This window comes from Burkholderia pyrrocinia (assembly GCF_022809715.1).
Classification (GTDB): domain Bacteria; phylum Pseudomonadota; class Gammaproteobacteria; order Burkholderiales; family Burkholderiaceae; genus Burkholderia; species Burkholderia pyrrocinia_C.
The window spans coordinates 2,277,963-2,292,426 of sequence record NZ_CP094460.1; the positions used below are offsets into that span (position 1 = coordinate 2,277,963).

A 14,464-nucleotide genomic window follows, 5' to 3' on the forward strand; every position below is an offset into this window, starting at 1 on the left:
ATGCAGCAAGAGGGTAGATGGAGGGGTGAGCAGTCAGACGGCAAGTGATCGCCCGAATAAACCCATCATACGCGCATCGTTTGTTGGGCGTTCAACTTATTCCGGATTGCGCGCGTCGATGCGCTCGGCCCATCACGCCGAGATCGCGCTGCACGGCAGCGGTGGCCGCCTCTTTGCCTATTCGTCGCGCAGCGGTTGGCTCGTTCCTCTATTACGGAGCAGGCGGCCGCTTCTTCGGGCGCGATTTCTCGCTAGCGGGAGCCTTGGGCGGCACCCAGTTCAATGCCGTGCCGAGCTTGGGCAGGGTCATGGCAGGCTTGGCACGCGGAGGCGCCTTGTTACTGCGAGGTTGACTTCTGGTCATGCGGGTTCTCCTGCTGCGCGGCTTGAGCGGTCCGCCGAGCGGGACTCGTCCGCTCACGCACGCGCGGCTGGACACGCGCGCGGCGAGGGGGCTGGGCATCTGCATACGCGCACGTTCGACGTCCGAATACGAAACGGATGACCCGGTCGAGCTTGCATCGGGACGCGTGGCGCCCGCGATGGAGGTGCGTATGCGCAGGAAGCGGCAGTTACGTGCCGCTTCGTGAACGGGACTTACAGGCCGGTAATGTTCGACGCCTGTAGGCCTTTGGGGCCGCTCTTGGTTTCGTAGCTGACTTTCTGGCCTTCGGCGAGCGTCTTGAAGCCGTCGCCGCGGATTTCCGAGAAATGCGCGAACAGATCGTCTCCGCCTGCGTCGGGCGTGATGAAGCCGAAGCCCTTGCTGTCGTTGAACCACTTGACGGTACCGGTATCCATGTTAGATCTCCTGAAAATGGACGAGCGTATGCGCCCTGAATGGACGCGGGAAAAAATAATCAAGGAGGGAGAGGACAACGAATACCGCAGGCCGCGGTTAATGATGGGCAGCAATCGCGCTTCTTGAATACTTCAGCGGCTGACAGTACGCCTCGGCAACGAAGGTGTCAAGCGCTTTCGGCCGAGGGGCAGAACAAGCGACTGCCCAGGAAAATCAGCATTCCGTAAAAAATGCGCGAAAAATCCCCGCGCGCGGCCGTTCGTCGGCCCTGGCCGTACGCCGTCCCGACTGCAACGTCAGAGGGTTGCCAGCAGATGCAACTGATGCTCGGTCTCGGTTCCGGTGATCAACGTGAAGAACCCTGTTTCCCGACGCTCGATTACTGAGAGGCCCTCTGCATCGGAGAAGATGTTCCACGCGACGTCATCGACATGTGCAAAGCTTCCGCGCGTTCGCGCGAACGCTCGCAACAGCGGGCTCGCTTCGCGGCGGAGCACCAGGCGGTCCGCATTCAACACATAGGGTGGCCAGCCGGCGCGAAGGACGAGGTAGTGGGGAATGGAACTGCGGTCGATTTTCATGGGTTGCGCTGTTTGTTCCAGGGAGGGCTTGCGTTAGCCGGTCCAACTCGTGTCGACGCTGTTCGATTCGCAGCGCGTCGCGCGAATACACCCGTTGATATCTCCGGCCGGCACAAGCCGGCACTGCCTGCTCGAAGCTCGCGACGCCTGATGAAGCCATCCATGCGAAGCGGCCCCCATGCTTGGCCCAACACATGAATGATGTCGCCCCACAAGCGCCGCGACTGCTTTCCGGAACCGGCGAGGATACATACGAAAACGACCGGCCAGACCTCGAACTTCTTGCGGGTACCCGATTCTCGAACAGACGCGCGAATGTCGAGGAAAGCTGGCTCCACTATACGCGCTGTCGCCGTGATTCGTGCCGTGCCGTCGTGTAAGGGCGCGCTTTGGAGGCACGCGTTCGCAGGAAATTTCGCTATGCAAATTTATGGAACGGCGTACCATCGAATCGTTGGATGACCGCTGACCGGTTCCAACGCATTGCTCAGCGTGCTCCGATGAATGCGATCGGGCTTCTCATCGAATCTGGTGAAAGGCGACCGACCACCTGGGCACCCTTGATAAGTGTTTGACACCCCTCTCTTGTCCCACCGCTCGAGTGCGGCTCCGAAGGAATTCCGGAGCAACGGGCTTCAATCCCTACCCAGGGGCAGCATTTCGCTCGCTGGTCTATCCGTGACCATTGCTACGACGTCGATACGGATGCTTTCCTGATGTCCGTATCGGGTTGCGCACCGCGGTTCGAAAGCGGGATGGCGCGTCGTGAATCCGGTCAGGAGGCCGCCCGGATCAAGGCACGGCTGCAAGTTCGACGCTTTCTTGTGCTGCTCCCGCGACAGCCTGGTTCGCGGCAACCAAACGGGGGGAGAAAATGCTCTTCAATACGACACGGTTCCGAATCGATCCGACGCCGCGCAGGGCTGATGGCGAGTACATCGCGCATGTGAGGATCACCACGATGCTTCTGGATGGCGGTGAGCGAGAGGTTCACTCCAGCGGCGATCTGGCTGGCTTCGATGTGCGCGACGACGCGGTTGCATACGCGAAAAAGTGGGCAGAAGGATGGCTGAACGCCCAATTTGGTTGAAGGCGACGGACACTTCGTCCGAAGCGTTCGCCGCGAGGATCGAACCGCAGTGAGCGACAGGCCGGTCTCGACAGGGAGCGCAGCCGAAGCAGTCGCGCTGCGATCGCTTCGTGCCCGGCGTGCTGGCGAGAACGGGCGCGGTCCGGCGGTCGACGGGCGCGAGCGACAGGCCGGCCCGTCGATCCGAAAGCGCGAATCGCGCCTTCGAATCAATGATGGAGCAACGGGTAGGCCACCAGCCCGAGGAGCGCCGCGGCGGTGACGATCACCGGCTCCTGGAGCTTCTTGAAGCGCCACAGCAGCAGAACGGTCGCGACGGCCACGACGGCGGTCGGGACGTCGACGATCGAGCGTTTCGCGATGACCAGGACGGAGCCTGTGATTGCACCGACGGCTGCCGCCGTAATGCCGTCGACGAACGCCTTGACGTCGGCCCGGTGACCGTATTTCTTGACGTAGGGCGCCGGGATGATGGTGAACAGATAGCAGGGCAGGAAGGTGCCGAGCGCGGCGACGATTGCGCCCGGGAAGCCTGCCACCAGATAACCGATGAAGCCGACGGTGATCACGACCGGCCCCGGCGTGATCATGGCGACCGCGACGGCGTCGACGAACTGCTTGTCGTTGAGCCAGTGATGCTCGGTCACGACACCGCCGTACAGAAACGGCACGATCGCGAGCCCCGACCCGAACACGAATGCGCCGGCTTTCGCGAAGAACACGCCGATCTGCGCGAGTTGCGGCAGATCGATGCCGCTCAGCAGGCCGCTTGCCGCCGGCAGGTTGGCGCCGGCAAGCGCGCTCAGCCCGCTCTTGTGCAGCCACTTGGGCGGGGCGCGCCACAGCCAGCCGATCAGGCCGGCGACGATGAAGAGCCACGCGATTTCCGATTCCGTGATGAAGGTCACGGCAGCCAGCGTGATGAAGATCGCCCACAGCAGCGTGTCGTTGCCGACGGTCTTTATCGTGAGCTTGTACGCGCTCATCGCGATGATGCCGACCACGGCGGCCCCGACGCCATAAAAGACCGCCTGCATCCACGACAGCCCGCCGAAGCGTGCATAGGCGAACCCAAGCGCGAGCACCATCAGGAACGACGGCAGCACGAACGCAAAACCGACGAGCGTCGCGCCGCGGATGCGGTAGTGGACGAAGCCGAGATAGATCGCGAGCTGGGCGGCCATCGGTCCCGGTGCGAGCTGGGCCAGCGTGAGTCCTTCCTTGTAGTCGGCCTCCGTGATCCAGCCGCGCCTCTCGACGAGATCGCGACGCATGTAGCCGGCGAGCGCCACCGGGCCGCCGAACCCCAGCGCGCCGAGTCGCAACATGTATCCGACCAGCTGGCCCAGCGAGTAACCCGGCGCGTTTGTCGTCACCGTCGTGGTCATGGCCGTCCTCCGGTTTCGTTCTTTCCATTCGACGCGAAGTGCGCATGGAGCGAGTCAAGCACCGCGCTCATCTGTTCCAGCAGCTGATCGTCGTTTTCCGTGCGTTGACGCGTGCCGGCCATCACGGCCTCGAAGCCGACCGCTTCGGGAGCTGAGGGGCCGCCGACGTCGAGCGCATGCACGATCTCGCCGAGCCGTATCAACGCGGGATCCGTATCGAGCCCGAAACTCGCCAGCAAGACCTCGAACGTCACGCGCTCGCCGACGTGCGTGAACGCGGCGCCGTCGAAATCGAAGCCCAGCGCGTCAGGCGGGCAATCCGCGGGCGACGCGAGCCAGACGAAGCGGGCGCGCGCGTCGATGAAGCGGCGGATCAGCCATGCGCTGGCGACACGATCGACCCACATCCGCTGACGGGTGGCCCAGGTGCGGCCCTGGTACTCGTCGGCAGCAAGCCGGCGGACGACGCGATCTGAGGCGTGCGGCTCGCCCGGCGACAGCAGCGTGTCGACCAGCGCGATGAAATCCTGCAGCGCGATTTCGGCGCGGGTCGCCGCATCGCCCGGGAAATAGTCGATCGCACGGAGGGCGTCGAAATCCTTGCGCAGGCGGCGCAGCAGCCGGGCGAGTTCCGTGGCCGACTGCCCGGCAAGCGTCTTGCGCACATCCGCGAGCTCGCGGATGAAGGCGGCGTAGTCGTCGTCGCGCCCGAAGCGTGCGCGGAATTCCTGCTCCTGCGACGCGTCGAGGCTCTGCGTGCGCAACAGGTGGGCCGTCCCGCCGCTGTCGGTGATTGCGTCGGCGAGTTCGCGCAGCATGCGTTCGCGTTCTTCCGTGTACGGAAGCAGGTAGATGCCGTCGCGCAGCACGGCACAGCCCTTCGCCTTGAGCGCGCGCCAGAACCGCATGCGGGCCGTCGCGTTTTCCGTGGGGAGGGTCAGAACGAGAATCGACCAGATTGAGAAAGGAATCATGTAGAGAATGCTACTTCCATGTCTGAATCTCTACAAGATGACTTTCGGGGACGGGCGGCATGGCGTCGTGGGCACGTGTAGCGGCGGTCAGGCACCGATGGTTCGCAGTTCAAGCTCAACCTTTCGTCTCGCTGAATATACCCCGCCCCCCTATAGGGAAAATCCTTTCCGGATATACTCCCCCCCGGTATATCAAAGGATCGCCATGAGCCACACCGTCAAGGAAAAGCAGAAGCTGCTGAATCGTGTCCGCCGGATCAAGGGGCAGGTCGAAGCCATCGAACGCGCGCTGGAGGAAGAGCGCGGTTGCAACGAAATCCTCCAGCTCATCACGAGCGGCCGCGGTGCGATGAACGGCCTGCTCGCGGTCGTGCTCGAGGATCACATCCGCAGCCATCTCGTCGATGCCGACGGGCACGAGGACGAGGGCAGCGCGACCGAGCAGCTGATCGAAGTCGTTCACAGCTACTTCAAATGATCGGGGCAGGGATGAGCGACTTCAGGAACGACGCCTTCGGCGCAGGGCACGACCACATCTTTCTCGGCGCCGCGCACGAACAGAACGAACGCAGGACCTGGATGGTCATCGGGCTGTGCGCGGCAATGATGGTGGTCGAGATCGTCGGCGGGTCGATTTTCGGCTCGCTGGCGCTCATCGCGGACGGGTTGCACATGTCGACGCACGCGGGCGCGATGCTGATCGCCGCGCTCGCGTACACGTACGCGCGCCGGCATGCGAGCGACCCGCGATTCGTGTTCGGCACGGGCAAGCTCGGCGACCTGGCAGGCTTCACGAGCGCCATCGTGCTCGCGATGATCGCGCTGCTGATCGGCTATGAAGCGGTTGCGCGTTTGCTCGAGCCCGTTCCGATCCATTTCGGCGAGGCCATTCCGATCGCGGTTGCCGGCCTGCTCGTCAACATCGCGAGCGTCTGGCTGCTGAGCGGCGACCACCATGGGCACGGGCACGGTCATGGGCATCACCACGGGCATGGGCACGACGATCACGACCATGACCACGACGAGGTGACGCACAAGGTCTTCGACCAAAGCGGCGCGTTCTTCGTGTCGATCTTCGAAGACGGCGTGCCGCCGGTGTTCCGGATCTCACCGGCGATCTCCGGCACGACGCTCGGCGACGTCACGGCTGCATCGATCACGACGATTCGTCCGGACGGTACGCGGCAGGCGTTCGCGATGAGCGTGCGCGGCGCATGCCTGGAGTCGGTCGAGAACATTCCCGAGCCGCATGAATTCACGGCGATTGTCCGGTTGAACGGGCGCGAGCACGAACTCGCATTCGACGAGCACGACCATGGCGCGTCCGAGGCGGCGGCGCGCGATCACAACATCCGTTCGGCCTACGTCCACGTGATTGCCGACGCGGCGGTCTCCGTGCTGACGATCGTCGGGCTGCTGCTCGCGCGCGCGTTCGGCTGGCTCTGGATGGATCCGCTGGCAGGCATCATCGGCGCGCTCGTGATCGCGAACTGGTCATACGGATTGATGCGCGACACCGGCGGCATCCTGCTCGACATGAGTGCGGACCGTCGGTTGGCGGACAACGTGCGCAGTGCAATCGAAGGCGGCGGCGACACGATCAACGACCTGCACGTCTGGCGTCTCGGGCCGGGGCACATGAGTGCGGTCGTGTCGGTGGCGACGGACGACCCGAAGCGGGATTCGCGCTTCTATCACGGCGTGCTGCAGCGGTTCAAGGATCTGTCGCATGTCACCGTCGAAGTCGTGCCGGCGACGCGGGGGCAATAAGCATGGCGGTCAAATCGCCCTGCATCGACGTGTGCTCGTTCGACGGCAGAACGGGCTACTGCGTGGCGTGCCTGCGAACGCGGGACGAAGCGCGCGCGTGGAAGAAGATGACGGACCATCGGCGCCACCAGATCGTGAACGACCGGGCCCGGCGGCAGGCAAAACTCGCGCGGGAAACATCGGACTGATCGCGCACGCGCGGCGATCGCGGCAAACGCGGCGGCGACGGCCGCGATCCGGAAGACCTTGCCTCGGTAAAGGCATCGATCCGTGCGCAGGCGTCGGGCCGATCGAACTCGGTGCCGACGCTTCACCCTTTCGCCATGACACAAGCGCCGTTCCCGGCGCTACCCGCGCTTGCGCACCCGCCAACGCGCACACTTGAACAGCAGCCGAAGCGCACCGACACCGCCCGCCACCGGAATCCGCGGCAGCAGAAACGGATCGTCGGACGCGTCGGCGCAACCGCGCCGGGTCGTCGTCGCATTGCCGTACCTGGCGGCGGCGACCTGGTCGCGGACGCGCGCGTCCAGATCGCCGTACGGATAGCAGAACGATTCGACGCGCCGGCCGCTCAGCGCTTCGAGCTGCCGCTTCGATTCGATGACCTGAAGGTCCGACACGTGCGCCGGCACGTACGACAGCGCGACGTGATCGAGCGTATGCGAGCCGATTTCATGGCCGTGATCGCGCCACGCGAGCATGTCCTCGCGCGTCATCAGCGGCGAGCGTGCGGTATCGGCGCCCGCATCCCAGTCATTCTCGCCGCCGAACCGGCCGGCGACGAAATAGCAGGTCGCGGTGAACCCGAGCTCGTCCAGCACCGGCATCGCATGCGTGAGCACGTTGAGAAAACCGTCGTCGAACGAAATGCCGAAGACCTTTCCGCTGCGCTCCCCGCGCAGATACGGCTGCAGTTCGCGCACGCTCAGGCCGCGGTAGCCGAGCCGCCTGAACAACGTCATCTGGCGGCGGAACGCGTCGGGCGCAACGCTCAGGCCGCGCAGCCGGTCGGGCGGCGGCGGCAGCGGGCGTATCTGGTGATACATCAGGATCGGATAGCGCGTGGCGAGAAGCATCGGCGGATCGTGACAAGGCAAGGGTTACGCGTCCTTGCGGAAAATCCGCAGGGTCTTGAAGTCGCCGACCTCGACGAAGTGCACGTCGCACGGGCACTCCTGCGTCCGCAGGTCCCAATACTTCTTCCAGATATTCATGGCCATTACATGGACCTCAGGGACGCCACCCAACGATACGGGTTGTGTCGAATCGATTTCTGATAGACGGACAGCGTCGCGTCGACGAATCTGTCGAACGAGAACTCACGCTTGCCTTTCAGCCGCGCGCTGCGTCCCATCGCGCGGACGCAGCCGGGCTCGCGCACGATCGCGCGCAGGATCTCGCCGATCGCTTCGGGCTCGCGCGGCGGAACGACCCATCCGTCCACGCCCGGCTCGACGTTTTCAGGCAGCCCGCCCACGCGCGTCACGATAGCGGGGCAGCCCAGCGACATCGCTTCGCGGCACGCGTACGACAGGCTCTCGTGGTACGACAGCACGAACGACACGTCGATGATCGAGAACGGCGCGCATATGTCGTCGACCCGTCCGGTGAATACGGTGCGCGACGTCATGCCGTGCCGCGCGATCTGCTCGCGCTGGTCGCAGGACGGCTCCGCACCGACCAGCAGCACGCGAAACCGCTCGCGCTCGTGCTCGGGCAGGCGGCCGAGTGCCGCGATCATGTCCATCCAGCCTTTTTCCGGCGCGGTGCCGGCGCTGCTGCCCAGCACGATCGCGTCCGCGCCCGACGGCCCGAACAGCGCGACCTTGCGGCGGCGGATCTCGTCGCTCGCCGGTCGTTCCGCGGCCTGCCTGCGCACGCCGTGCTTGACGACCGTGACGTTCCCGTACGGCGACCGGAGCGCGAGCATGCTCGCGACATAGTCGCTGACCGCGATGGTGTGGTCGGTTGCGAGCCGTGCACGCAGCAGGTTGCCGAAGCTGTCGGCGCGATACGTGTTGTGCTTGGTGAGCACGACCGCGGGCCGGTGCCGGCACCCGAGCAGCGCCAGCATCACCTGCCGGTGATCGGCGGACCCGTTGACGTGAACGACGTCGAAGCGCTCAGCGACGATCCGCTGGCGCAGCCGCACAAGCTCCTGGCACAGCCGGTTCCAGCGCGGCTTGAATTCCATGTCGAAGATGGCCACGTCGGGGCTGTCCTTCAGCAGCCGCGACAGGCGGCTTCCCTCCGGCGACGCGACGGTTACGCGGTGATGCCGGCTCATCGCGGCGGCGAGATCGCGGACGTAGGTATCCTGGCCGCCGCCGTAGTCGCCGTGGAAGTTGGTGTACAGAATGTTCATCACGATGCCGATTTTTCCCGTTCATTCATTGGGAGGACTGCTTATCAAGCGAACGACTCGCCCCGTCTCGAAAAAAGGCTCGAACGCGGCTCCGCATTCCCGACTCGCGATTGCGCATTGCCGCTCGGGCGTTACGGCAACGCGAATCATTTCGAAATATTACATAGAGGTTACGTCCGGTAGTGTCGAGGTCTGCGCATCTTTGTGTGAATGTGTCGCGATCGTCTTCCCGTGTCGTCGCGGGCCGGCACGGGCGGCCTGTCCGTCGAGGTCGCGGCGCTCGATGGCCGCTCGCGCCGTTCGGCCGGATCGCGACAGAACCCGCTTTTACGGCGGTCGAATGGACGCGGATCCCCCCTTTGCTTTCAGATTTGAAAGCCGGCGCGCCATTTGCGTTAGAATGCCCCCCCTGCCCGCCCTGGCGACCGCCGGAAGCGGGCCTGTCGCATGCATGGCGACGTGAGTTCCGATTCGCAGCCGGACGCGAATGATTTTCCAGCCGTTAGAAGCACACGCTCTGTAATTTGGATTGCTAATGAAGAAGAAGCACAACATTACCAAGTACATCGTCGTCGCGATGATTCTTGGTATCGCAGTGGGTTACGCGTGCCATAGCGCGTTTCCCGACCCGAAGATGGCCAAGGAAGTCGCCGGCTACGTGTCGTTGCTGTCCGACGTGTTCCTGCGATTGATCAAGATGATCATCGCGCCGCTGGTATTCGCGACGCTGACCGTCGGCATCGCGCAGATGGGCGACGGCGGCGCGGTGGGCCGCGTGGGCGTCAAGGCGTTCGGCTGGTTCTTCATCGCGTCGTTCACGTCGTTGCTGCTCGGCCTGCTGACCGCGACGATCCTGCAGCCGGGCAGCCACCTGAGCCTGCCGTTACCGGCGTCCGACGCGGCCCTCAACCTGAAGACGGGCGCATTCACGCTGAAGGATTTCGTGGTTCACCTGGTGCCGAAATCGATCGCCGAGGCGATGGCGAACAACGAAATCCTGCAGATCGTCGTGTTCTCGATCTTCTTCGGCACCGCGCTGTCCGCGCTCGGCGAAGCGGGCAAGCGCCTGACCGGCGTGATCGACGATCTCGCGCAGGTGATGCTGAAGGTGACGGGCGCGGTGATGTGGTTCGCGCCGGTTGCGGTGTTCGCGGCGCTGGCGTCGACGATCACGACCGAAGGGCTCGGCATCCTGCTCACGTTCGCGAAATTCATGGCGAGCTTCTATCTGGCGCTGGCGCTGCTGTGGGGCGTGCTGACGCTCGCCGGCGTGACGTTCCTCGGCAAGCGCGCGTTCACGCTGATCCGGCTGATCCGCGAGCCGTTCCTGCTGTCGTTCGCGACGGCGAGCTCCGAGGCCGCGTATCCGAAGCTGCTGGACGCGCTCGACCGCTTCGGCGTGAACCGCAAGATCTCGAGCTTCGTGCTGCCGATCGGGTACTCGTTCAACCTCGACGGCTCGATGATGTACTGCACGTTCGCGGTGCTGTTCATCGCGCAGGTGTACGGCATCCATCTGCCGCTGGGCACGCAGATCACGATGCTGCTGATGCTGATGGTGACGTCGAAGGGGATGGCGGGCGTGCCGCGCGCATCGCTGGTCGTGATCGCGGCGACGCTCAACCAGTTCAACATGCCCGAAGCGGGGCTGCTGCTGATCATGGGCGTCGACATGTTCCTCGACATGGGGCGCTCGGCCACCAACGCCGTCGGCAACTCGATCGCGGCTGCCGTGGTCGCGAAGTGGGAAGGGCAGCTCGACGCGCCGCGTGACGACGACGATCCGGACGGAGGGCGCGTCATGCAGGTAAAGGTGCCGGAGACATCGGCATCGGCATGATGCGTGGCAACGCGGCGGCGACGGCGCATTGCCTGCTCCGCGATCAATGACGATCGCCGGCCTGGATTCGAAACGGATTCAGGCCGGCGATTTGTTTTGTGGCAATGATTCCGCATTACGTGCGGTAGCTTTTTCCCGATTCGCCGGAAACGGCATTCGCGGTTTCAATCTTTCGTCGTTGAACAAGCGGCGATATTCCCGCAGGCGAACGGCCTGATTTCCCCGGTTTTCCCCATTCTCGATCGAGCGCGCAAGTGAACATTCACTGTCGCACCGCAGCGCCCGCTGTCGGGGTGCCTGATTGCCACGGGCGATGCGATCGAAGCCGATTCGGCGAAAAGCGCCATGGCACGGACGGTCCGCAATTTTTTTCGATTTATATAACGCTATTCTCGCCCTGCTCATTATCGAAGGCATGCCGCACGTAATACCGACTGCGCCGGATGATTCAGCGGAACAATTTACGCATCGCGGATTTCAAGCCATCCGGCCGGCCGTCCCCTCATGTGAATGTTTGCCCCATTCAGGAGAGCATCAGTCATGGTCGCTGGAAAACGTATTCAGGCTGCGCTTCTTGCCGCAGCAATCGCCGCGATCGCGCCGGCCGCTCATGCAGGCAACACCACCGACTGGCTGGCGAACACGTACGGCACGCTCGCGGCCCACGTCGGCAACGTCGCACGTTCGATGTGGGTTGCGCCCGAAGGCGTGATCTACACGGCGTCGATGTGGGACGAAGATGAAGGCGGCGTCGCGATCTACCAGAACGGCAAGAGCGTCGGCTCGATGGGCGCGCATTCGGAATTCCAGGGCAGCGCGATCACGGGCAACGCGACGTCGCTGTTCGTCGCGCTGCAGCCCGGCAAAACCTACGGCAGCGGCGCGATCGGGCGGTACAACCGTGCCACGAAGTATCGCGACCGCGTGATCCAGATCAGCGCGGCGACCAACCAGCCGCGCATCGACGTCGTCACCGGGCTCGCGACGGCCGGCTCGCTGCTCTATGCGAGCGACTTCTACGGCAATCGCGTGCGCGTGTTCACCACCGACGGCGTCTGGCAGCGGGACATCAACGTGTCGGCGCCGGGCGCGCTCGCGGTGGATGGCGCGGGCAACGTGTGGGTCGCGCAGAAGAGCGCGGGCTCGGTCGTCGGCTTCAGCCCGGCCGGCGCGCTGCTGAACACGATCCGGCTGCCGGCCGGGTCGAAGCCGTCGGCGCTGTATTTCGATGCGGCGGCCGGGCAGTTGATGGTGGGCGACGAAGGCCCCGACATGAACATCAAGCGCTATACGGTGTCGGGCCGGCCCGCGCTGGCCGGCACGTTCGGCGTGCGCGGCGGCTATCTCGACACGACGACGGGCATCAAGGGGCAGGTCGGCGCGCAACGCTTCACGCGCATCGCGGGGCTCGGCAAGGACAGCGCCGGCAATCTCTATGTGCTCAACAACCCGTGGGGCGGAAGCTGGGATCTCGGTCGCAATGGCGCTACCGACATTCATGCGTACGGCAGCACCGGCAGCCTGCGCTGGACGCTGCAGTCGCTGAACTTCGAAGGCATCGCCGCGCCGGACCCGGTCACGGACGGCGCGCTGTTCTACGGTGGCACGCATGTATACAGCGGCAGCGCGGGCGGCACGTTCGTCGCGAACACCGTCGATCCGTTCACGTACCCGTCGGATCCGCGCATCAACATGAGCGACACGCAGCGCGACGAGCATTTCGGGTTGCTCACGTCCGTCGGCGCGAACCGGATCCTCGTCGCGGCGGGCCAGAACCCGTCGGTCTTCTACTTCTTCCATTTCAACGCGGCGAACGGTTATATCGCGATTCCGGACGGATCGATTCCGGGCCCCGCATTCAACACGACGCAGCGCGTCACGAGCGGGTTCAGCATCGACAGCAAGGGCGGCGTGTGGGCCGGCCTCGACAAGACCGGCGCGATCTACCACTACCCGCTGACCGGTTTCGACGCGAGCGGCAAGCCGTCGTGGGGGGCGGGCGTCGCGACCCGCGTTCCCGCCAGCATCCAGCCGCTGACGCGCATCGTCTACCTCGCGGACAGCGACACGATGGTGCTCGCGCAGGGCGCGGTCGGGACCAACGACTGGACGTCGATCGGCACGCGCATCGAGGTGTATCACGGCTGGAGCGCGGGCAACACGACGAAGCCGGATCCGGTGATCACGCTGCCGCACAGCGGCGCGAAATCGATCGATGCGGCCGGCAACCACCTGTTCGTCGGCTACTGGTTCAGCAGCAGCGGGCCGCTGTGGCCGAACGTCGACGCATTCAACCTCACCACCGGCAATCTCGACACCACGCTGGTCAACGCGAGCCCCGCGACCGTCGATACCAGCAGCGCGATCGATGCGATGTACAGCATTCGCGCGTACCGCCGATCGAACGGCGAGTATGTGGTGATGAAGAACAACGTGAAGGGGAACAGCATCACCGTGTATCGGTGGACGCCTTGACGGCGGTGCGGCCGGTTGCGGTGACGCATGCCCGTCGCCGTTTCGGCTGGCGGCGGGAATTTGTCGTACCGCGATCGTCACTGCTTGCGTGATGAACGGCGCGCGCAACGCGCGCTTCGCCGCCTTCGGCGGCCGCCCCTAACCTCCCGACGCGCAAACGCGGTTCCGTGCACAATGACAGCGGCACGGGCGGAAGCTGCCTGTGCTCGCGATGATGAACCTGAACGACTGAACGGTTGCGTCGGCGTGTGGCAACGCCGGTGAACCTGCGCGGCATACCCCATGCCGCGTTTTCCAAGCACGAAGCGACCAAACGATGAAGATGAAAACGACACCGAACCGCCTGTTGCTGATTGCCGTGCTGGCCGGCGCGCTGAGCGGTCCTGTTCACGCCCAGACGGCGGCTGCGTCGCAGCCGTCCGGCGCGACGGCAACCGTCGCGACCGTCAACGGCACGGCGATCACGCAGGCGGACGTCGATGCGGTGCTGCGCGCGTCGGGGCAGCCCGACTCGCCGCAGATCCGTGACGCGATCAAGCAGCAACTGATTACGCGCGTGCTGGTTCAGCAGGCCGCGGAGAAAGCGAACTACGCGGACAAGCCCGAGGTCAAGGCGGCGATCCAGCAGGCGAAGACGAATGCCGAGGTGCAACTGTACGTGCGCGACAACGTGAAGCCCGAGCCGGTGACCGACGAGCAGGTCAAGGCGCGCTACGACGCGCTCGTCGCGGCGCTCGGCAAGAACGAGTACAAGCCGCGGCTGATCGTCGTCAGGGATCCGGCGACGGCCGCGACCGTGCTGAGCGAGCTGAAGTCGGGCAAGTCGTTCGACGGGCTGGCGCGCCAGTACAGCATGGCGCCGAGCAGCGATGCCGGCGGCGAGCTGCCGTGGGTGAGCTTCAATACGCCGGCGGCGGAAGGCAAGACGGGCGGATTGCCGCTGCCGATCGCGCAGGCGCTCGAGAAATTGACGGTCGGTGCCGCGACGAAGGATTCGATCCCGGTCGATGGCGTGCGGGCCATCGTGAAGCTGGATGCGAAGCGGCCGACGCAGGTGCCGGGCTTCGAGACTGCGAAGCCGGTGCTTCAGCAGCAGCTGCAGGCGATTGCGGTCGAGAAGGCGAGTGCGCAGATGATCGGCAAGTTGCTGAAGGACGCGAAGATCACGCAATAACG

13 protein-coding genes are annotated in these 14,464 nt (G+C 64.7%); 7 read left to right on the forward strand and 6 right to left on the reverse strand.

Translation table 11 applies throughout. The features are described from left to right. Positions 1–597: 597 nt before the first annotated feature. Together MRS60_RS27095 and MRS60_RS27100 are read right to left on the reverse strand one after the other, a co-directional pair. The gene (locus MRS60_RS27095) at positions 598–801 is read right to left on the reverse strand and encodes a cold-shock protein (protein ID WP_034181431.1); all 204 of its coding nucleotides are present in this window, start codon (positions 799–801) and stop codon (positions 598–600) included. A gap of 297 nt (positions 802–1,098) precedes the next feature. After that, entirely contained in the window at positions 1,099–1,383 is a 285-nt protein-coding gene (locus MRS60_RS27100; RefSeq protein WP_131948223.1) for a hypothetical protein, read from the reverse strand. An 874-nt stretch (positions 1,384–2,257) separates the two neighbouring features. On the opposite strand from MRS60_RS27100, the gene MRS60_RS27105 reads away from it, so the two are divergent. Continuing rightward, the gene (locus tag MRS60_RS27105) at positions 2,258–2,473 is read left to right on the forward strand and encodes a hypothetical protein (RefSeq protein WP_034181429.1); all 216 of its coding nucleotides are present in this window, start codon (positions 2,258–2,260) and stop codon (positions 2,471–2,473) included. Between the two features lie 209 nt (positions 2,474–2,682). Here the strand turns inward: MRS60_RS27105 and MRS60_RS27110 are convergent, their stop codons facing one another. Beyond that, on the reverse strand, positions 2,683–3,861 hold the full coding sequence (locus tag MRS60_RS27110; protein WP_243565914.1) for a chromate transporter: 1,179 nt from the start codon (positions 3,859–3,861) through the stop codon (positions 2,683–2,685). Continuing rightward, positions 3,858–4,835: a chromate resistance protein ChrB domain-containing protein gene (locus MRS60_RS27115; protein WP_243565915.1), complete on the reverse strand. Its 978-nt coding sequence runs from the start codon at positions 4,833–4,835 to the stop codon at positions 3,858–3,860. Before MRS60_RS27115 ends, MRS60_RS27110 begins: the two co-directional genes overlap by 4 nt. Positions 4,836–5,040: 205 nt before the next feature. On the opposite strand from MRS60_RS27115, the gene MRS60_RS27120 reads away from it, so the two are divergent. From MRS60_RS27120 to MRS60_RS27130, 3 genes are read left to right on the forward strand one after another with little or no spacing between them, the layout of a single operon-like run. Then, positions 5,041–5,313, forward strand: a complete 273-nt coding sequence (locus MRS60_RS27120; protein ID WP_034181426.1) for a metal/formaldehyde-sensitive transcriptional repressor — start codon at positions 5,041–5,043, stop codon at positions 5,311–5,313. A gap of 11 nt (positions 5,314–5,324) precedes the next feature. Further along, the gene (gene dmeF, locus MRS60_RS27125) at positions 5,325–6,605 is read left to right on the forward strand and encodes a CDF family Co(II)/Ni(II) efflux transporter DmeF (RefSeq protein ID WP_243565916.1); all 1,281 of its coding nucleotides are present in this window, start codon (positions 5,325–5,327) and stop codon (positions 6,603–6,605) included. 2 nt (positions 6,606–6,607) lie between these two features. Next, on the forward strand, positions 6,608–6,793 hold the full coding sequence (locus tag MRS60_RS27130; RefSeq protein ID WP_152855903.1) for a DUF1289 domain-containing protein: 186 nt from the start codon (positions 6,608–6,610) through the stop codon (positions 6,791–6,793). A gap of 159 nt (positions 6,794–6,952) precedes the next feature. Here the strand turns inward: MRS60_RS27130 and MRS60_RS27135 are convergent, their stop codons facing one another. After that, positions 6,953–7,684: a polysaccharide deacetylase family protein gene (locus MRS60_RS27135; RefSeq protein ID WP_243565917.1), complete on the reverse strand. Its 732-nt coding sequence runs from the start codon at positions 7,682–7,684 to the stop codon at positions 6,953–6,955. Between the two features lie 143 nt (positions 7,685–7,827). Beyond that, complete coding sequence (locus MRS60_RS27140) at positions 7,828–8,973, reverse strand: glycosyltransferase (protein ID WP_243566830.1); 1,146 nt, start codon at positions 8,971–8,973, stop codon at positions 7,828–7,830. Positions 8,974–9,508: 535 nt separating this feature from the next. Here MRS60_RS27140 and MRS60_RS27145 point away from each other — a divergent pair. The 3 genes from MRS60_RS27145 to MRS60_RS27155 all read left to right on the forward strand — a co-directional run bounded on the left by MRS60_RS27145 (position 9,509) and on the right by MRS60_RS27155 (position 14,462). After that, positions 9,509–10,813: a dicarboxylate/amino acid:cation symporter gene (locus tag MRS60_RS27145; RefSeq protein ID WP_175746948.1), complete on the forward strand. Its 1,305-nt coding sequence runs from the start codon at positions 9,509–9,511 to the stop codon at positions 10,811–10,813. Positions 10,814–11,353: 540 nt separating this feature from the next. After that, positions 11,354–13,288, forward strand: a complete 1,935-nt coding sequence (locus MRS60_RS27150) for an SMP-30/gluconolactonase/LRE family protein (protein WP_243565918.1) — start codon at positions 11,354–11,356, stop codon at positions 13,286–13,288. A 316-nt stretch (positions 13,289–13,604) separates the two neighbouring features. Then, the gene (locus MRS60_RS27155; RefSeq protein ID WP_243565919.1) at positions 13,605–14,462 is read left to right on the forward strand and encodes a peptidylprolyl isomerase; all 858 of its coding nucleotides are present in this window, start codon (positions 13,605–13,607) and stop codon (positions 14,460–14,462) included. Positions 14,463–14,464: the final 2 nt, after the last annotated feature.

What these genes read in the sequence shown, in the direction of transcription:
- dmeF (WP_243565916.1), top strand. Translation starts at nt 5,325, where the DNA reads ATGAGCGACTTCAGGAACGACGCCTTCGGCGCAGGGCACGACCACATC.
- MRS60_RS27145 (WP_175746948.1), top strand. Translation starts at nt 9,509, where the DNA reads ATGAAGAAGAAGCACAACATTACCAAGTACATCGTCGTCGCGATGATT.
- MRS60_RS27155 (WP_243565919.1), top strand. Translation starts at nt 13,605, where the DNA reads ATGAAGATGAAAACGACACCGAACCGCCTGTTGCTGATTGCCGTGCTG.
- MRS60_RS27095 (WP_034181431.1), bottom strand. Translation starts at nt 801, where the DNA reads ATGGATACCGGTACCGTCAAGTGGTTCAACGACAGCAAGGGCTTCGGC.
- MRS60_RS27140 (WP_243566830.1), bottom strand. Translation starts at nt 8,973, where the DNA reads ATGAACATTCTGTACACCAACTTCCACGGCGACTACGGCGGCGGCCAG.
- MRS60_RS27105 (WP_034181429.1), top strand. Translation starts at nt 2,258, where the DNA reads ATGCTCTTCAATACGACACGGTTCCGAATCGATCCGACGCCGCGCAGG.
- MRS60_RS27120 (WP_034181426.1), top strand. Translation starts at nt 5,041, where the DNA reads ATGAGCCACACCGTCAAGGAAAAGCAGAAGCTGCTGAATCGTGTCCGC.
- MRS60_RS27110 (WP_243565914.1), bottom strand. Translation starts at nt 3,861, where the DNA reads ATGACCACGACGGTGACGACAAACGCGCCGGGTTACTCGCTGGGCCAG.
- MRS60_RS27100 (WP_131948223.1), bottom strand. Translation starts at nt 1,383, where the DNA reads ATGAAAATCGACCGCAGTTCCATTCCCCACTACCTCGTCCTTCGCGCC.
- MRS60_RS27130 (WP_152855903.1), top strand. Translation starts at nt 6,608, where the DNA reads ATGGCGGTCAAATCGCCCTGCATCGACGTGTGCTCGTTCGACGGCAGA.
- MRS60_RS27115 (WP_243565915.1), bottom strand. Translation starts at nt 4,835, where the DNA reads ATGATTCCTTTCTCAATCTGGTCGATTCTCGTTCTGACCCTCCCCACG.
- MRS60_RS27150 (WP_243565918.1), top strand. Translation starts at nt 11,354, where the DNA reads ATGGTCGCTGGAAAACGTATTCAGGCTGCGCTTCTTGCCGCAGCAATC.
- MRS60_RS27135 (WP_243565917.1), bottom strand. Translation starts at nt 7,684, where the DNA reads ATGCTTCTCGCCACGCGCTATCCGATCCTGATGTATCACCAGATACGC.